The sequence below is a fragment of the Myxococcales bacterium genome, from assembly GCA_016712525.1.
GTDB lineage: Bacteria > Myxococcota_A > Polyangia > Polyangiales > Polyangiaceae > JAAFHV01.
In genome coordinates this window covers 1,256,366-1,271,246 of the sequence record JADJQX010000001.1, presented here as the reverse complement: position 1 = coordinate 1,271,246, position 14,881 = coordinate 1,256,366, and the positions used below count along the sequence as shown (strand labels likewise).

The window sequence follows — 14,881 nt, the reverse complement described above, 5'->3', positions numbered from 1 at the left end:
CGTCGTTCGTGCCTCTACGCGGACGCGTCCCTCGTCAGGGACTTCCCAGGGTCGCGCTCGGCCGCGGGCTCTCGATACCCTCGGACCTCTTTGACCCCGCGCTCGAAGGTCTTCTTCTTCGTCTCGTCGAGCTCACTGCCCCCGAACCGCACCTCGAGGTACGTGAGGGTCATCCGGTGGACCTTGTCGCCGAGCGGGTGGCTCTGCCGGACGAGATCTTCGGCGAACCTCAAAGGCGGGACCGCGACCGGCCGGTGGATACCCTGACTCGCCATGGCGAGCTCGAGCGATTGATAGAGCTCCGTGACCAAGAGCGCCGAGCGGCTCCGTTTGACCTCGGGCGCGCCATCTCCCTTCTTGGAAGATCGAGGCTTCTGGCGGCGCCAAAGCACGTACCCGACGACGCCGATCACCACCACGAACCCGGCCATGACCGGCGCCTGAGTGAGCTTCTCGGCGACACCCCCGCGAATACCCATTTTGGTCCGCGCGTCGTCGTATTTGCGGTGCGCCTCTTCGAAGAGCCGGATTTGTGTGCCGAGATCGTACCCCACGACGTACCGGTTCCAGCGCTGCGAGAGCGCCTCGACGAAATCACGCATGTACACGAGCGTGCCGCCCGTCTCTTGGAGCGGGCGCGCCGCGGAGGTGGGAGTCGGGTCGAACGTGACCCACCCGAGCTGCGGATCGTCGAGATAGGCCTCGACCCAGGAGTGCGCGTCCCCCTCGCGCACGGCGTAGTACTTCCCGAATCGGTTGTACGTCCCGCCGACGAAGCCCGTGACGTTGCGTGCCGGAATGCCCACTTCGCGGAGCATCATGACCATGGCCGTCGAGAAGAACTCGCAGTGCCCGCGTTTGGTCTCGAAGAGGAAGTGATCGACCGGCTGCGGCTTGCCGCCCGAGGGAGACGTGACGTCGTAGCGGTAGTCGTTCCGGAGGTGCTCCTCGATCGCCTTGGCCTTGGCGTACGGCGTGGGGAACCCTTCCGTGTACGAGCGCGCCAGATCTCCGACCCGCGGAGGCAGCGGCGGGAGCGTGAGGTAGCGCGCCCGATCGACGCTCCCCAAGATCTGCGGGATCGGCTCGGCGTCGCCCGCGAGGTACACGTCGTAGCGAATGCCGTGGGTGCCCGGGCTCGCGTAGCGGAGCTCTCCCTCCGGCCCACGCGTCACCACGACGCCGTCTTGGGGCACCGCCGTCTGCGGCAACCGAAGCTCGAGCCCCACCGTGCGCGGCGGGAGGAAGAGCACGGGAGGATCGATGGGCTCGAGGTCGAACGAGATCCTTCGGTCTTCGCTCGGGCGAGGCACACGGGCTACGGGGACCACGTTCGGGTAGAGCAGATCCACCGCGCGTCGCTCGGTCGACGAGCGCGACCACGCACGACCATCGTAGGTGTCGAACGCGGTGCCGCGCAGGCGGATCGTCATGCGCAGCGGCGGGTCGGGGTTGTCCGGCAGGGTGAACCGCAGGGCGACCGTAGGGTCGGACCGCAGGGTGCCCACGTCGCCGAGATCCACGTGATCCGAGAAGCCCACCATGCGGCCCGAGCGCTGGTGGTTCACGAGCAAGAGCGAGAGCCCCACCCGCGGAAACAAGATGAAGAGCGCGCCCGTGAAGATGAAGATCGGGAGCCCGAGGAGGCACGTCGTGAGGAGGAACCCTCGCCCCACCACGCGGCGGCTCCGGAGGATGCGCGGCACGTCGACCGGGAGGCCCGTGCGATCCCGCGCGCCCTGGCGGTAGTTTCCTTCGACCTCGCGGCGAAGGTGCGAGAGCACGAGGGCGCCCGGGGCGACCATGAGGAAGCCCAAGAAGCACAGGCCGTAGCTGAGCCCACCCCCGAGCACGGTGCCCGCGACGAAGTGGAGCAGCGCCAAGATGATGATCTGCTGGTCGTGTGCGGCCCCGCGGCGGGTCGCCACGCGGATCACCTGGAGGAAGCCCGCGAACTCGACGGCGGTGTCGAGGGCCGACGCGCCGAGCACCACCCGCACCACCTCGATCACGAAGAGGAGGAGCGGCGCGACGGTGGCGACCGTGCGCATGAAGGGCTTCGCTTGGAACGTCTCCGGCAGCGCGACGGCGATGACGAGGCCCACGAGCACGAGGCCTGCGGTCCACGGGGCCATGCCCGCCGTGTTGACGACCGCGAGCACCCCGAGCGTGGCCAGGGCGTTCGTCATCACGCGGTGGACGAGCCCGAAGCGCATGGTTATTCGGCCGCCTCCTTCGACGCGGGCTCCTCGGGTACGGCGTCGACCAAGGCCAGGTAGCGCAAAATCGCGTCGGATCCCGTGGACTTATCGGCGCGTACGACATCCCCCGACGTCACCCGCAAGGTCACCCGATCGCCGCGTTTGACGTGCGCGACGACGCGCGAGGCGACCTCTCGAATGCGCTTCTCGAAGCCTTGGGAGAAGTCGTCCCCTGCCCCGTTCGGTTTCTTCACGTCGAGGCGAAGCGTCACCTCGGGGTGCGCGTCGCGGGCGCGTTCGCGGCGAACGAGCTGACCACTCGACGCGGTCTTCTTCCAATGGACGTCGCGGAGGTCCTCCCCTTCGCGCACCGGGCGAAGACCGAAGTGATCCTCGCCGTGCCCGCGCCCGAAAGCCGTCTCGCCTCCTGCGTCACGCCCGGGTGGAGAGGCACCGAGCTTGATCGGGTCGGCGGCGGGATAGATCACGAGATCACCCTCGGCGGGCACCTCGCGAGACTTCTCGAAGAGCCCGAACGGGAACCGCGTCGCGATCCGAAACCCGACGTGCCGATCGCGCCCGCGTTTTTGAGGTGTCCGCCGGTAGGCCGCCACCTGCGCGCTCCGTGGGCTGATTTTCAGGAAGAAGCAGCGTTTGTCGGCCGGCTGACCTGCGCGCAGATCTTCGACCTCGATCGCGTACGAGGGCACGCGGCCCTTGTGGTTGAAGACCTCGATTTCGACGAGGTGCGGACGACCCACCTGGGCGCGCGCGGGGAGCCTCCGCACGACGCTGAGATCCCGCAAGGACAGCTCGCTCATGAGCCCGCTCACCACGATGAGCGCGAGCAAGAGGCCGAGCAACAAGTAGAGGAGGTTGTTCCCCGTGTTGATCGCGGCGAAGCCCACGCCGAGCGTGATGCCCACGAAGAACTTCCCCTCGCGCGTGAACTTGAGCCGCCGAGGAGGCTTCTGCTTCGAGAAGAGCCGCGCGAAGAGCCCCTTCGGCGGGCGGCTCTCCACCTCGGCCCGGCGCTCCTCGTGGATGCGCGGCGCCCGAGGCGTCTCCGGCTTGCCCTCTTTTTTCACAGCGGGACGGGCACGCGCGCGACGAGCTCGCGAACGGCCGCCTCCGCCTCTTCCCGGGTGGGAAGGAATCCGTCGGCCGCAGACGAGAGGCGCACACGATGGGCGAGCGCGGGCACGGCCAAGTCGTGGATGTCGTCGGCGATGCAGTAGCTCCGCCCCCGAACGAGCGCACGGGCACGCGCCGCGCTCGCCAAGGCGATGGCGCCACGCGTGGAGGCCCCGAGCGACAGCGCCGGCGCGGATCGCGTGGCCTGCACCACGGCCTGAAGGTAGCTCGCGAGCGACGCGTCGAGCGCGACGCGCTGCACGGCCCGCTGGAGCTCGACGAGCCGACCCGGGTCGAGCACGGGCTTCACGTCCGCCGCGCGGTCCGTCGAGCCCTCGGTCAGCAAGCGCATCTCGACCTGCGGCGGCGGATACCCGATGCGAATGCGCAGGAGGAAGCGGTCGAGCTGGGACTCGGGCAGCGGAAAGGTGCCGGCGAAGTCCTGCGGGTTCTGCGTGGCGATCACGAAGAACGGGTCGGGCAAGGGGATCGTCTGCCCGTCGATCGAGACCTGCGCCTCGTTCATCGCCTCGAGCAGCGACGACTGCGTGCGCGGGCTCGCGCGGTTGATCTCGTCCGCGAGGAGCACGTTCGCGAAGACGGGGCCCTGGCGAAGGACGAACTCGCTCTGGCGCTGATCCCAGATCGAGATGCCGACCACGTCGCTCGGGAGCAAGTCGCTTGTAAACTGCAGGCGTTTCAGATCGCCGCCCACCGCCTGCGCGACGGCGCGCGCGAGCGTGGTCTTGCCGACGCCCGGCACGTCTTCGATGAGGAGGTGACCGCGCGCGAGGAGGGCCACGAGGGCGAGCTCGACGACATCGGGTTTGCCTTCGAGCGCGTTCTCGACGGCACCGCGCAGTTTTTGGATGGCTGGCAGCTCCTCGGTCAGGAGGGCTTGAGCGGCCGTCATGAGGTCAGAGTAGCATGATGCCCGAGGCTTCCACCAAATGGCCGATCGGGATTCTCGCCCAGGAAGCCACCAGGGTGAACGCATGGCCCCCTCGCGGACCACGAAGCGCCGCGCGCCAGCGAAACCTCGAACGCGTGGAGCTGCTACGCTGCGGCCGGTGGACATGGGCTCTCCCGAGGTGCGGCTCGAGCGTGTGACGAAGACCTACGGACCCGTGCGCGCGCTCGTCGGTGTCGACGTGACCCTCGGCGCCGGCAAGGTCACCGCCGTGCTCGGAACCAACGGGTCGGGCAAGAGCACGCTCCTCGCGATCGTCGGGACCCTCACCAAGCCGACCTCGGGACGCGTGACGCACCGTGGCCTCGGCGGCGCACCCGACGTACGACGCGTCCTCGGCTGGGTCGGCCACGCGTCCCTCTGCTACCCCGACTTGACCGGCGCCGAGAACGTCCGCCTCGCCGCCGAGCTGCACGGGTGCGATCTCGACGACGCCCTTCGAAAGGCGGAAGAGCGCTTCGAGCTCGGGGCGTTCTTTAAACGACCGTTTCGTGAATACTCCCGCGGGCAACGGCAGCGGGTCTCGCTCGCTCGCGCCCTCGTCCACGATCCCACCTTGCTCTTGCTGGACGAGCCCACGACGGGCCTCGACGCCGCCGGTGTTTCACGGCTCGTGCGCGTGGTTCGCGAAGAGGCAGCCAGGGGCGCGACGGTGGTCGTCGTCTCCCACGACGAACGTTTCGCCACCGACGTAGCCGAGGTGACCGTGCGCCTCGAGCGCGGCCGCGTCGTCTCGTAGGCAGCGCGCACCGCAACCGACGGCTCACGCCACTTCAAACGGTGAGGCCGTCGTGCTCTCGGATCTCGGCGACCGCCCGGAGGAAGCCCCGGACCTCGTCCTCGGTGTGCGTGGCCTGGACCGCGAGGCGCAAGCGCGACGTGCCCCGGGGGACGGTCGGGGGTCGAATGGCTTGGACGAAGAAGCCGTACCCACGGAGAGCGTGAGCCCAGCGGAGGGCTCGCTCCGGCGCGTCCATCACCCAGGGGACGACGGGTCCCGTCCCCCCGACCTGGCAGCCCATCGCGCGAAGGCCGTCGCGAAGGATGTCGGCCATGCGATGCAGGTGGTTTCGCTCGGCGTCGGCCCGAGCCACGCGGGGGAGCCGGGAAGCGGCCTCGGCGGTGAGGGCAGGGGAGAGACCGGTCGAGAACACGAACGAACGCGCGCGGTTCCACAGCCAACCCCGCAGGGTGGAAGAGCCCGCGACGAAGGCTCCTCCCAACCCGAACGCCTTGCCGAAGGTCCCGACGAGCACATCGGGGCGTGCTCCGGCGTCGGCGCAGAGACCTCGGCCACCAGGACCGAACACACCGAGGGCGTGCGTCTCGTCGACGTAGAACGAGGCGCCGGCGTTCGCGCTCAAGTCGGAGAGGCGGCGAAGGTTGGGCACGTCGGCGTCCATGCTGAAGTACGACTCCGTGACGAGCCAGGTCGGTACCTCGGGGGCGGCGGAGAGGAGGCGTGCGACCGCGTCCGCGTCGAGGTGAGGGTAGACCTCGACCGAGGCGCGCGCGAGCCGTAGCCCGTCGATGATGGAGGCGTGGTTGAGGGCGTCCGAGAGGACGCGGTCACCAGGGCGCACCAGGCAGGCGAGCGCCCCGAGGTTCGCGGCGTACCCGCTCGTGAAGAGGAGGGCGGCCTCCGTCCCGAGCCACTCGGCCAGGCCGGCTTCGAGCGCCTCGTGCGCCTCGGTGTTCCCGGAGACCAAGCGCGACGCACGAGCCCCGCCGGCAGACGCGTTCGTGGGGGAGAGCGGCGCGGCTCCGAGCCCGAGGTAGTCGTTCGAGCAGAGGGTCACGAGCCCCGGCGGGACGATGACCGGGGTACGGAGGAGGTTCGCTTCGCGGAGGCGATCGAGCTCGTCCGCGAGGGACTCGAGAGGGGAACGTTTCACGTGAAACCTAAGCGCGATCAAGGGGGAGACGGGGCGACGGTCGTGCCGCCCGCCCGACGCGGACGCGCCGCCGACGGACCGGCAGCGCCCGACGGATAGCCTTCAATCGAGGGACGGGCAAGGAGCGGAAGGGGAGGTGCGACCGACCGCACCAAGGCGGCCCAAGCTCGCCTCAGGCCACCTCGCGTCCGAAGGGCGAACCGACGCCGAAGCTGGGCCGCCAGCACCATCCCAGCCGCCCGCAGGGATCGGCCCAGGGCGATCCCGCCGCCATTCACCGAAGCGCCGTCAGGCCCGCGTACGCCCCTCAGGCAGCTCCTCGAGAACATGGTCCACGCGAACGAGCATCCGACGGACCGAGTCTCGCGTCTTCCGCTCCAACGCCTCCCGCCGCGCCCGCTCCTCCTCGAGATCATGGGCGAGCGAAAGCGCCGCGAGCACGAGCGCCTGCGGGGTGGTCGCGCGGCCCTTCGGGGAGACCATCTCGACCTTTCGGGTCACGAGCGCAGCCAGGGCGCGGAGCTCGGACTCCTCAGCCGAGCTCACGACCTTCACTTTCTGACCGGCGACCACGACTTCCACGGACCGTCGATTCATGGCACCTCGCGACATCCCCCCCCAGGATACACCGCGGCGCGCATCCGCGCAGGTCCGTTCGCGGATGGAGCCGTCCTCCTTTCGATCGGCGCGCCCCCTGCCGCCGGAGCCCTCAGGCCGCACATCGATCGTCCACCCTGGGTCGACTCGGGCGGGCAGGGAAGGCGCGTGAGAGCCCCGCCTCACCCACCAGGCGGTGTCCCCGACGTGCCGACGCCCCCCAACCGTTTCACGTGAAACGGTCCGCCCACGAGCCCTCCGAGCGAACCACCTTGCCCGGAACCCGAAAGGCAGGCCCCCAAATGACGAACGGCCCGAAGCCGAAGCCCCAGGCCGTACCGTTTCACGTGAAACACTACCGCGCTGCGTTCACCAGGAGAAGGAAGGGGAGGGCAACCATCGCAAAGTCGATCTGCACGCCCGTCACGAGGTCGAAGGACTTCGAATCCCCCAAGCCGTAGCGCCCTTGCGCGAACAGGCCGACCCCGTACCCGTAGGCCGAATGGTAGTTGAAGCTCCGAGAGCCCCAGAAGAGCCCCCAGGTGAGCCCCGGCTCCACCGTGCCGCCGGCAACCCGGGCCTGACCACCCCCGGAGGCGACGAACGACGTACTCCCCGCCGGAATGAGCCATGACAGGCCGCCGCCCGACTCGAACGAGTCAAACCCGGACGTGCCCAGGTCGACATACGGCCCAACCCCCATGTCCCTCTGCGCGCTGCGCAGGAAGAGGACATCGAACCGCGCGCCCAGGTGGAAGGCCGGCTTCACCGGACCAACCCGCAAATGCCGAAACGCCGGCCCCACCGTGAGGCCGGCGCTGAACTGGGGATCGGCAGAGGCTTCGGAGGGCGCCCCCACAAGGGCCGCCCCAAGAGCGGCCGCCACGAGCACCCTACGCATCAGAGAACGCGCTGACCGGTCTTGCAGAACGTCGCCGAGTCGGGGCAGAGGTTGCACTCGATCGCCCGGTTCTGCCCGATGTTGCACGGGACCTTCTGTTCCTTGAGCGCGTCGCCCGGCACCGAGCACTTGTTCGTGGGGTTCGCCTTGTCCTCGAAGAACTTCACGAGGCAGCCCCGGCACACGGTGATCGGGAACTGGAACTCTTGGGACTCGACCGAAAGGCCGCCCAGCGTCTGACCTTGGACACGAACGTTGGCGACGACAATGTCGACGGCCTCTGCGGGCGGCGTCTGCTTGAGGTACGACCCAAGCTGAGCCTTGATCGTGCGGGCGGCCGCCCCGTCGATGAGATTGACCGTGATACCCGCCTCGCCGCCCGGAGGCAGGTACCCACTCCCGGAGGTTCGGAACTCGTTCCCCTGCTGGCCGCCACGATCGCTCGTCACCGGGAGGCCGCCAGCGAACGTGAGCCGAACGGACGCGCCCAAGAGGTAGACCGCGCCCGTCTCAACCCGGGCCTTCTCGGGGTAGGCCGCGATACGGAGCTGATTCTTCACGATGAGCGCCCCGACGTACCCGCCCTCGCTCACCTCGAGGTCGAGAACACCGTTGATGAGCGCCTCGGCCCCGGGGTTCACGAGGCACGTGTTCGTGTCCTCCTTGAGCTCGGGCTCCACCGTCTTGGTGACGATGATCGACTGAGGGTACTCGACGCATGCCGGCGACGCGGCCGCGGCACCGAGAGCTGCAACCACGCTGACGACGGCTCCACGAACGGTTCGTTTCATGACTTTCTCCGGCGGCACGCGCACACCCGTCGCCGCTAGGAAGAGCGTATCGCCTCCACACGGCCGGGCCAAAATCGTGACATTCCCTCGCGCGCGGTTCAACCCGCCCCACGAAGAAAGACGCCCAGCTCCGCCGTGGACACCGACTCGAGGCGGCCCCGACCGATCTCCGCCGCGAACGGAAGGACGACCTTCCCGCCCTTCCTCTTCTTGTCGACCTCGAGGAAGGGGACCGCGCCCGACCGCTCCGACCGCGTCGCGTCCGTCGGAAGACCGAAGCGCCCGAGGACCTCGCGGCACGTCGCAACGACCTCCGGACCGACCCAGCCACGCGCTCGCCCGAGCTCGAGCTCCGCGACCATGCCCATCGCGACGGCCTCCCCGTGAAGATGCGACGTGTACCGCCCGTGAGACTCGAGCGCGTGACCGACCGTGTGCCCGAAGTTAAGGAGAGCCCGCTCCCCCTTCTCCGTCTCGTCCCGCGCGACCACGCGCGCCTTCCACGCGATCGCTCGCCGAACGACGTCGAGCAGCTCCGAGGGAGGCCCCGAAACGAGGGCGGGCCCCAAGCGCAAAAGGTCCTCGACGAGCCCCGCGTCGAACAAGAGCGCGACCTTCAGGACCTCCGCGAGCCCGGCCCTCCGATGACGTACAGGCAACGTCGAAAGATGCGCCACGTCGGCGACGACGGCCGAGGGCTGGAAAAACGCCCCAACGAGGTTCTTGCCCGAGGGCAGATCGAAGCCGGTCTTGCCGCCGACCGAGGCGTCGACCATCGCGAGCAGCGTCGTGGGGACCTGAACCGCTCGAACCCCACGGTAGAGAGTCGCCGCCGCGAACCCGGTCAGGTCGCCGACGACACCACCCCCGAACGCCACGAAGAGCCCGTCGCGATCGAGCCCCTGGCCGATGGCCGCCTCCCAGAGCGTATCGACCGTCGCGAGCGTCTTGTGCTCCTCGCCCGGCGCGAGCGTGCACGTACGATGCGGTGCCGCGATAGCCCCGAGCGCCTTCTCGAGCGCCGGTCCGCGCGCCCTCACCACGTGGCTGTCCGTCACCGCCAGGATGCCGCTCGGCCCGAGCCCGGCGACCACGTCCGTGAGAACACTCGGCGCGCCATCCACCACGTGGACGCGATAGCTCCGCAGCCCGAGCGGCACGACGAGCGGATTCTCCTTTACTATCGCACAGATAGCCTCCTCGCACGCGTCGAGCTCGAGCGCGTCCGTGTGCACGGTGCCGTGGCACTCGGCGTAGACGGCCGCGCGCGCCTCGAGCAGCTCTCGGATGCGGCCCTCGACGTCCCCCTCGAGCAGGGGCCGCTCGTGCACCCGGCTCTGCGTACGACGGACGAGGGTCTCGACGTCCGCCGCGAGAGTCACGACCACGCCGGCCTCGAGCGCCGAACGACGCGACTCGTTCGAAACGAAGGCGCCGCCACCCACCGCGACCACGTGCGGCGGGCCCGCCACGAGCTCCGCGACGACCTCTCGTTCGAGCGCGCGGAACGCCTTTTCGTCCGTGCGCACGAGCTCGGCAACGGGCCTCCCCGCCCGCGAGGCCACGAGCGTGTCCGTGTCGACGAACGGGAGCCCCAAACGCGACGCCACGAGAGGCCCGAGCGTGGACTTGCCCGTGCCCATGAAGCCCGACAAAAATACACTCTTCATCACGATCCTCCGTGAGACGCAGCGCTCCTTCGCGAGGCCACGTGCGTTCCTCCGAGCGTACGCCCACGCCGGACGTCGTGGCTCGAAACCTCCGATTTCTTCCCGACGCGCTCGCGGAGCCTCGCGGGGCCCGCGGGTACCCTTCACATCACCCGACCGATACGACCCCACCCGTGCGACCCTCCTCGCACGACGCCCCATGTCCCCCGGACCCGACACGACCCTCCTCGTCACCGAGAAAGACGGCTCCGTACGCTTCGCCGTGCACGCCAAACCACGGGCAAAAAAGAGCGCGATCGTGGGCGTCTCGCAGGGTGCGCTCGAGATCGCCTTGGCGGCTCCGCCGGTCGACGGCGCCGCGAACGACGAGCTCGTCCGATTCCTCGCGAAGTCCCTCGGGCTCCCCAAGCGGGATGTCACCTTGCTGGCCGGAGAAGGGTCCCGCCACAAACGAGTCGCCGTCACTGGGGTCACCGCCGAAGACTTGGTCGCCCAACTCGCCTTCCGCGACGTCCCGTGAACCTCGACCTCGAGGCGCATCCTGGAAGCCCTCTCGGCCGGGACGAGCGCCCACAAGTTGCCGAACGTACGCCACCCCACTATTTGTCGGGCATGAGCATCCCTCGGGGAGAGCGGACGTCGAACCGCGTGAGGTCCGAGTGAGCGCGCGACGCGTGTTCTTCAAGTACGAAGGCCTCGGGAACGACTTCGTGGTCATCGACGCAGCGCGGCCCGACGAGGTGCCCGAGGCCGAGGCCATCCGCCTTTGCGACCGGCGGCGAGGGGTCGGCGCAGACGGCGTGCTCCTCGTGCTCCCCGCGACCTCTCCGGGCGCCCGCGCGCGCATGCGCGTCGTGAACGCCGACGGCTCCGTGCCCGAGATGTGCGGAAACGGGCTCCGCTGCGTGGCGCTCCACCTCGCCCGCACAGATGGCCTCGCCGTGGGCGAGACCTCCGAGATGCTCGTCGACACGGACGCCGGACCCAAGCCGTGCCGCGTAACTCGAACCGCCGAAGGGGCAGGGGAGATCGCGATCGACATGGGCATCGTCAAGGTCCTCGAAGGACGCGAGCTCACGGTCGACGGGCGCACCTTCGCGCTCACCACGGCCGACGCCGGAAACCCCCACGCGATCACCGTCGAGCCGTTCGAGCGCGCCGACGTCGACCGCTATGGCCACGCGCTCGCGACCCACCCGACCTTCCCTCGTGGCACCAACGTCGAGTTCGTCCGGCAGATCTCTCCGACCAAGGCCGAGGTCGTCGTGTGGGAGCGCGGCGTCGGAGTGACGCTCGCCTGCGGAACTGGGGCCTGCGCGACGGCCGCCGTGCTCGCCTCGGCGGGCCTCGCCCCGTTCGACGACGAGCTGACCATCGAGCTGCTCGGTGGCCCGCTCGCCATTCGTGTGGCGCGCGACGGGCGCGTGCACATGCGCGGCCCCGCCACGCTCACCTTCGCCGGGCACGTCGGATGAACGACTCGCCGAGCCGAGGCCATGCACGCAACGACGGAGTCGGCTCGGGGCGCGCAGCCACGTCGATCACCATCCTGGCGCTCCTCTCGGACGAAGAGTCTCGCGAGCGCATCCGCATCGCCGCGCGCGACCTCGGCGACAGGCTCTTGCTCGCCAGGGACGTCCACGAAGCCATCCACCTCGCGTCGAGCGAAGAGGTCCACCTCGCCGTCATCGACCTCTCCGTCGACGAGGGCATGGGCGTCGCCCTCGTGCACCACGTCCCCGCCATCTCGCCTGGCGCGCGCGTGGTCGTAGCGTCTACACGCGCCGACATCGGCCGCGCCGCCGACGCGATCGCCGTAGGGGCCGACGCCGTGTACCCGCTGCCGCTCACCGGAGATGCCGTCGTGACGACGATCGGGGCGGCCCGCGAGCGCGTGGTCGAGGCGCGTGAGCGTCGCGCGTTCGCCGTCGAGCTTGCCGGAGAGCGTCGGAGGCGAGAGCTCCGCGACCGCATCTTGAGGCGCGCCCAGCGCGGCGAGAACACCGAGGCGGCCACCGCCCTCGTCGACGGCTTGGTCGAGCAGGGCGCGGCGCGCGGGGTCGCCCTCTACTGCGAGGTGCCCGGTCCGAACGGCACTCCCTGCCACGAGCGTGTGGCGCAAGCCGGCTCGCTCACGTCCCTTCCGGCGCGCACGGCCGACCTCCTCGAGCTCGGGCGAAAGAGCTCTCTCTTCATCTGGTCTCTGCCCGTCGCGGGGGACGATCTCGGGGCCCTCGTCGCCGACGAGCCTACGGACGAGCGCTTGGTTACCGGCATGATCGAGCTCGCGTCGGTCGTGCTCGCCCTGTCTTCCCGCGCGAGCCGCCGCAACGAGACCGTCGCCGAGGCCTTCCCCTCGGGGCTCCTCTACAGCTCCTCGTACCTGCGTGTGCTCGGCCCCCGTGAGCTCGATCGCGCAAAACGGCACGGAAAAATCGCTGTCGTTCGTGGCGGTGACCGGTACCCCTCCGCGCGATGCGGCGCCCGCCCTCCTCGAGACGCTCCGGTCGTCGGACGTGCTCGCCGAAGCCACCCCCGACGTGCTCGTCGTCTTGCTCCCCGACACCGGAGCCTTCGGCGCCGCGGCGTGCCGGAAGCGCCTGTTCGCCCGCACCTCCGGGGACCCACGCGCGCGGCCCGCGCACGCGACCCCACTTCGAGCCGCCGCGAAGCCGGCCGGCCTCGGGCAGGTCACCTACCCCCACGACGGCGAGGACCTCGACACGCTCCTCGACCTCGCGATCGAGCGTGCACGCGCGGACGAGGCGAGCGTCGTGCACGCGCTGGAGCTCGGCTCGAAGACCCTCGGCGAGATCGTCGACACCTTGCGCGCGCGCCCGGCGATCAAGGCCGGCCCACGCAGCACCTACCCGCTCGATCTTGCCATCGGGTCGCTCTCGGGCGTGATCGAGCACGCCTGCGCCGCGGCCCGGCGCTCGGCGTCGACGGCGTTTTTCTCGACACATCACCCAGGGCGCGGCCTCGCGGGCGTCGCGCGATCGCTCGCTCCCGCACCCATGGCCGAAGCGCCACCCTCGGCGAGACGCGACCGCCACGACCGACGCGCCAAACGCCACGACGGGCACGACATCGAGGTCCGCGACGTGCGCCACCTGCCGGGAGGCTCGGACGCGTTCGCCGTCGTCGTCCGAGCCGATCACGGGAGCTGGGTCACGTGTGGCAGGCTCGAGAACGACCGCTTCGTGGGGGTCCACGCGGCCGATCCGCTCCTCGCCGATCTCGTCGCCGATCGCATCTTGCTCGGCGCTCTACCCGAGGGGGAGCGCGGAGAACGATGAAGCTCCTCTTGGTCCACCACGACGAGGCGACCCGCGAGGTGCTCGCCCAGGCCCTCCGACTTCGCGACCTCGTCGTCGACGTCGCCACCACGGCCTCCGAGGCGACGGAGCTCGCAGGGCTCGGAGAGCACGGCGTCGTGCTCGTGAGCCGTGTGCTCGCCGAAGCCACGAGCGATGGCCTCGGCGTGATCGACGCGCTCGCCCTCGAGCTGCTCTCGCCCCCTCCCGTGGTGGTGCTCGCCACTCCCCACACGGAGGCCTCCCCGGCGGAGGCCCACGAGCACGACATCGACAGGATCGTGCAGCGCGTACGGGAGGTGTCGTCTCCCGGGAAGGTCTCCATTCCGGCGCCGCCCGCTCCCCCATCGCGCGCGGATACCCCCGTCGGCACCTTGCTCGCCACCCTCTCGGCCGAGCGGCGCTCCGGCTCGCTCGCGATCGCGACTCGCACCACCCGCGGCGTCGTGTGTTTCGTCGGAGGCCAAATCGTCGACGCCCTCTACGGCCGCCATCAGGGCGACAAGGCCCTCGCTCGCCTGCTCGAGGTGACCGGCGATAGCGCCACGTTTCTCGAAGGAAATCCAGGGTTTATAGCGCGGATCGACGAGCCCACGGCCACCCTCTTGGCGCGGGCCGGCGAGAAGGCGGCGGCCTTCTCCGTGCTGGCCTCGCGGTTCGGGGCAGAGCTCTCGGCCGTGCACTACGTCGAGGTCCAAGGCCCGAACCAGGTCGACCCGCGAGGAACCGCGAACCTCGTGCTCGAGCGGCTCCGCGGTCCCCTCTCGCTCGCGCGCCTCCTCGACGACGTCCCAGGCTACGACGCCGACATCCTCGAGGCCCTCGCGTCCCTCGAGGCGCGCGGGCGGGTGCGCCGCCTCGACAGTTACCGCGAGCGCGCCCACGTGGCACCGCACACCATCGCCCAAGACGTTCGAGCCGCCGCCGCCACCTCGCGCGCGCGGGGGTTCTCGGGGCTCGGTCGGGTCGTCCTGGCCGTGCCGCCCATGCGGGTCGCGGCGGTGGCCGATGCCCTACGCGGGCTCGTGGAGGCCGTCGCCCCAGAGGAGCCCGCTCCTCACGTCCCGGTCCCTCACACGGCAGTCGAGGTTCGCCTCGGCGAAGGTGTCGGCCTCGAGATCGTGATGCTCCCGCTCGTCGCCGTCTACGCGCCGCTCTGGCCGCTCACGGTGGCAGGAGCCCGCGCCGTGATCGTGATCGAAGGCAAAAACGAGCCCCTCGCCGAGGCGTGCGCCTCCGTCGGACGCACCCCGAAACAGGCCGAGGCGCTCGTGTCGCCCTTCGACGCCTCGAGCTCCGCCGACATCGCCGCGCTCCTCCGCGCGGCGCTCGACGTCCCCTCCTGAGCTCGGGCGTTCGAAACGCGAGAGGCCCCACCGCCGGGATGGAGCCCCTCGCCACCGCG

The 14,881-nt window shown here is 70.0% G+C and carries 13 protein-coding genes; 5 read left to right on the top strand and 8 right to left on the bottom strand.

Annotation, left to right across the window (positions count from 1 at the left end; all coding sequences use genetic code 11):
• Nucleotides 1-14 precede the first annotated feature (14 nt).
• The 3 genes from IPK71_05450 to IPK71_05440 are packed head-to-tail and all read right to left on the bottom strand — an operon-like array spanning nt 15 to nt 4,248.
• Complete coding sequence (locus IPK71_05450) at nt 15-2,216, bottom strand: DUF3488 domain-containing protein (GenBank protein MBK8213178.1); 2,202 nt, start codon at nt 2,214-2,216, stop codon at nt 15-17.
• 2 nt (nt 2,217-2,218) lie between these two features.
• Entirely contained in the window at nt 2,219-3,358 is a 1,140-nt protein-coding gene (locus IPK71_05445) for a DUF58 domain-containing protein (GenBank protein ID MBK8213177.1), read from the bottom strand.
• Entirely contained in the window at nt 3,286-4,248 is a 963-nt protein-coding gene (locus IPK71_05440; protein ID MBK8213176.1) for a MoxR family ATPase, read from the bottom strand. The genes IPK71_05445 and IPK71_05440 overlap by 73 nt, the downstream gene beginning before the upstream one ends.
• A gap of 163 nt (nt 4,249-4,411) precedes the next feature.
• On the opposite strand from IPK71_05440, the gene IPK71_05435 reads away from it, so the two are divergent.
• Nucleotides 4,412-5,044, top strand: a complete 633-nt coding sequence (locus IPK71_05435; protein ID MBK8213175.1) for an ABC transporter ATP-binding protein — start codon at nt 4,412-4,414, stop codon at nt 5,042-5,044.
• A gap of 34 nt (nt 5,045-5,078) precedes the next feature.
• On the opposite strand, the gene IPK71_05430 is transcribed toward IPK71_05435, so the two are convergent.
• The 5 genes from IPK71_05430 to aroB form a co-directional block, all read right to left on the bottom strand.
• Nucleotides 5,079-6,200, bottom strand: a complete 1,122-nt coding sequence (locus IPK71_05430) for an 8-amino-7-oxononanoate synthase (GenBank protein MBK8213174.1) — start codon at nt 6,198-6,200, stop codon at nt 5,079-5,081.
• A 288-nt stretch (nt 6,201-6,488) separates the two neighbouring features.
• Complete coding sequence (gene zapA, locus IPK71_05425; protein MBK8213173.1) at nt 6,489-6,797, bottom strand: cell division protein ZapA; 309 nt, start codon at nt 6,795-6,797, stop codon at nt 6,489-6,491.
• A gap of 355 nt (nt 6,798-7,152) precedes the next feature.
• Nucleotides 7,153-7,566 carry a hypothetical protein gene (locus IPK71_05420; protein ID MBK8213172.1) on the bottom strand — a complete coding sequence of 138 codons (414 nt, stop codon included), beginning with the start codon at nt 7,564-7,566 and terminating at the stop codon, nt 7,153-7,155.
• Between the two features lie 131 nt (nt 7,567-7,697).
• Nucleotides 7,698-8,489, bottom strand: a complete 792-nt coding sequence (locus IPK71_05415) for a hypothetical protein (GenBank protein ID MBK8213171.1) — start codon at nt 8,487-8,489, stop codon at nt 7,698-7,700.
• A gap of 98 nt (nt 8,490-8,587) precedes the next feature.
• Nucleotides 8,588-10,159 carry a 3-dehydroquinate synthase gene (gene aroB / locus IPK71_05410; protein MBK8213170.1) on the bottom strand — a complete coding sequence of 524 codons (1,572 nt, stop codon included), beginning with the start codon at nt 10,157-10,159 and terminating at the stop codon, nt 8,588-8,590.
• Between the two features lie 199 nt (nt 10,160-10,358).
• Between aroB and IPK71_05405 the strand changes: the two genes are divergently transcribed.
• The 4 genes from IPK71_05405 (at nt 10,359) to IPK71_05390 (ending at nt 14,822) form a co-directional block, all read left to right on the top strand.
• On the top strand, nt 10,359-10,679 hold the full coding sequence (locus IPK71_05405) for a DUF167 domain-containing protein (protein MBK8213169.1): 321 nt from the start codon (nt 10,359-10,361) through the stop codon (nt 10,677-10,679).
• Nucleotides 10,573-11,634, top strand: coding sequence for a diaminopimelate epimerase (gene dapF, locus IPK71_05400; GenBank protein MBK8213168.1), 1,062 nt, complete (start codon nt 10,573-10,575; stop codon nt 11,632-11,634). Before IPK71_05405 ends, dapF begins: the two co-directional genes overlap by 107 nt.
• Before the next feature lie 927 nt (nt 11,635-12,561).
• Nucleotides 12,562-13,458, top strand: coding sequence for a hypothetical protein (locus IPK71_05395; protein MBK8213167.1), 897 nt, complete (start codon nt 12,562-12,564; stop codon nt 13,456-13,458).
• Nucleotides 13,455-14,822, top strand: coding sequence for a DUF4388 domain-containing protein (locus tag IPK71_05390; protein ID MBK8213166.1), 1,368 nt, complete (start codon nt 13,455-13,457; stop codon nt 14,820-14,822). The genes IPK71_05395 and IPK71_05390 overlap by 4 nt, the downstream gene beginning before the upstream one ends.
• Nucleotides 14,823-14,881: the final 59 nt, after the last annotated feature.